This is a genomic window from uncultured Boseongicola sp., from assembly GCF_937988555.1.
Classification (GTDB): Bacteria; Pseudomonadota; Alphaproteobacteria; order Rhodobacterales; family Rhodobacteraceae; genus Boseongicola.
This window is the reverse complement of sequence record NZ_CALJXO010000118.1, coordinates 1-2538: the sequence shown is the minus strand read 5'-3', so window position 1 is coordinate 2538 and position 2538 is coordinate 1. Positions and strand designations below refer to the sequence as shown.

Annotated in this window: 3 protein-coding genes; 1 reads left to right on the top strand and 2 read right to left on the bottom strand. The window is 59.5% G+C overall.

The genetic code is table 11. The annotated features are described in order from the left end of the window. Positions 1-174: 174 nt before the first annotated feature. The gene (locus Q1B15_RS06425; RefSeq protein ID WP_299751811.1) at positions 175-855 is read left to right on the top strand and encodes a YafY family protein; all 681 of its coding nucleotides are present in this window, start codon (positions 175-177) and stop codon (positions 853-855) included. A 53-nt stretch (positions 856-908) separates the two neighbouring features. On the opposite strand, the gene Q1B15_RS06420 is transcribed toward Q1B15_RS06425, so the two are convergent. Then, positions 909-1994: an ABC transporter ATP-binding protein gene (locus Q1B15_RS06420; RefSeq protein WP_299751808.1), complete on the bottom strand. Its 1086-nt coding sequence runs from the start codon at positions 1992-1994 to the stop codon at positions 909-911. 164 nt (positions 1995-2158) lie between these two features. After that, on the bottom strand, positions 2159-2538 hold a 380-nt coding region (locus tag Q1B15_RS06415; protein ID WP_299751805.1), incomplete at its 5' end, for an SDR family oxidoreductase.

Below are 2538 nucleotides of genomic sequence, written 5' to 3'. Positions count from 1 at the left end.
CCGGACTTGAAGCTGTAAGTTTCCGGTTGATGCCCGGCACGGACGTGGCGGCCTTCCTCGACGCCGTCGAGGCTGTGATGCAAGACTCCGCATTTGTGCCCTTTGGAACAATGATCGACCCGGACACGGTGCAAATGCGTCATGCCCCGATCCTGTGGCGGATGGAGTAACCCATTGCGCCGCACCGATCGCCTATTTGAACTGATACAAATCCTGCGAGACGGACGGCTCCACCGTGGCAGCGACATGGCCGAACGCTTGGGCGTGTCGCTGCGCACGATCTACCGCGACATGGACACGCTGGTCGCCAGCGGCGTGCCCGTCGAAGGCGAGCGCGGCCTCGGCTATATGATGACCGCGCCAATTACCCTGCCACCGCTGAACCTGACGCTAACCGAACTCGAGGCGCTCCATCTCGGCCTCGCAGTGGTCTCAAAAGCCGCTGACGACGAGTTGAAATCCGCCGCGGCAAGCCTGTCCAGCAAAGTCGATGCGGTTTTGCCAGAAGACCGCGCAGCCCCTGCGTCCGGCTGGGGATTCGCGGTCTACCCCTTCGCCGAAGCCGCACGCGGATTTGTCCACATGGCGCCCTTGCGCGCCGCAATCCGTTCGCGGCGCAAAGTAAACATTACCTACACCGCGCCCGATCGCGACGAAACAACCCGCACCTTGCGCCCCTTGCAAATGGAATACTGGGGCCGCGTCTGGACGCTGACCTCGTGGTGCGAATTGCGCAATGATTTCCGGGTGTTCCGCGTCGATCGCATTCAAACCCTCGACGTCACATTCGATACGTTCGAAGAAGAATCCGGTAAGACCCTTGCGGACTACCTCGACCGTCAAGACAGCCAGTAGCGCTTCTTTATGGCAAAATTCTCAAGGGAAACCGCCAAAGGCGGAACGCGCCCTTACCCGCGCTTGGGAAAGACGAAACAGCGCCCGCGCCGGATCATCAGCCAAAGCGCCGTGCCCTCTTTGGGCAAAAACACCGACGGCACCGTCGCCTTCAGGATCGAGCCGTCATGATCCATACGAAACTCCACAAGACTTTCGTTGCCCATGAACCGGCTCCGCATGACCGTACCGCGTGCGGGCGAACCGTCCTCCGGCGTCGGATTCGGCCCACGCCCCTGACGGTCAAAATCAATTCGAATGTGCTGTGGTCGAATGACAATCTCAACATCCGTTCCATCCGGCACGCCGGGGGCCAGAAAACCACCAAAGGGCGTATCCGTCAAAGCACCCTCAACAACGCCATGTATCACATTGATATCGCTAAAAAATGCCGCTGCATCCTGATCAACGGGCGTGTTGTAAACATTATACGGCGCGCCCCGCTGCACGATCTGTCCATCGCGCATCAACGCAATCTCATCGGCCATCCGCATCGCCTCGTCCGGCTCGTGGGTGACTAATAAAACGGCGGTATTCTCGTCCTTCAGGATATCCAGCGTCTCGTCGCGGATGCCATCGCGAAGTCGGTTATCCAGCCCCGAAAACGGCTCGTCCATCAGCATGATCCGGGGCCGAGGCGCAATCGCGCGGGCCAGCGCCACGCGCTGTTGCTCGCCACCCGATAATTCATGGGGAAACGCGGTTTCAAAGCCTTCCAGATGCACTCGCTCCAGTAACTCCCCCACGCGGGTATAGGCCTCACGCTTGCTGCCTTTCAGCCCGAAGGCAATATTGTCAAAGACCGACAAATGCGGAAACAGCGCGAAATCCTGAAACATCAGACCAACATGGCGTGCCTCGGCGGGCATATGCACCGCGCCGTCCGACACCACCTGCCCGCCGACGCTCACGCGCCCGGCGTCCTGCTGATCAACGCCAGCAATGATCCGCAAAGTCGTGGACTTACCGCAACCAGACGGCCCCAAAAGACAGGTCACCTGGCCCGCTTGAACCTCCAACGAGACGTTCGATACCACGTCGCGCCCACCAAAGCGGCGCGTCAGGCCTTCGACTCTCAACCCTGCCGTATTCGCAGTCACCCAGCGTGCCTCATCCCTAATCCCGATCAAAGCGGTCGGGATTAGGTGTCGATAGCAATCTGAGGTATCGCTCGCAAGCCTGACGCCTCAAATGCGTTGGCAAACACCTGCGGCAAATCCAACAGGCTAGACGCCAACAGGCCACCCAAAAGGTTATGGTGACATCAGATCGTAAAGTTCGTACCGCCACCGTCATGCAGAAGGTTCTGCCCGACGATAAAGCCTGCATGCACCGAACAGAGATACGCACAAGTCGCTCCGAACTCTTCTTTCGTGCCATAACGGCGCGCCGGGATGGTCGCTTCACGGTTCGCACGCGCCTGCTCAATGGTGACACCCGTCTTGTTCACCACGCCCGTGTCCAACGCCTTGGCGCGGTCCGTGTCGTGGATGCCGGGTAACAGGTTGTTGATCGTCACGCCTTTTTCGGCCACCTGCCGCGATGTGCCAGCCACATAGCCTGTCAGGCCTGCGCGCGCAGAATTGGACAGGCCCAAAATAGGCAAAGGTGCCTTCACAGACTGCGATGTGATATTAACAACGC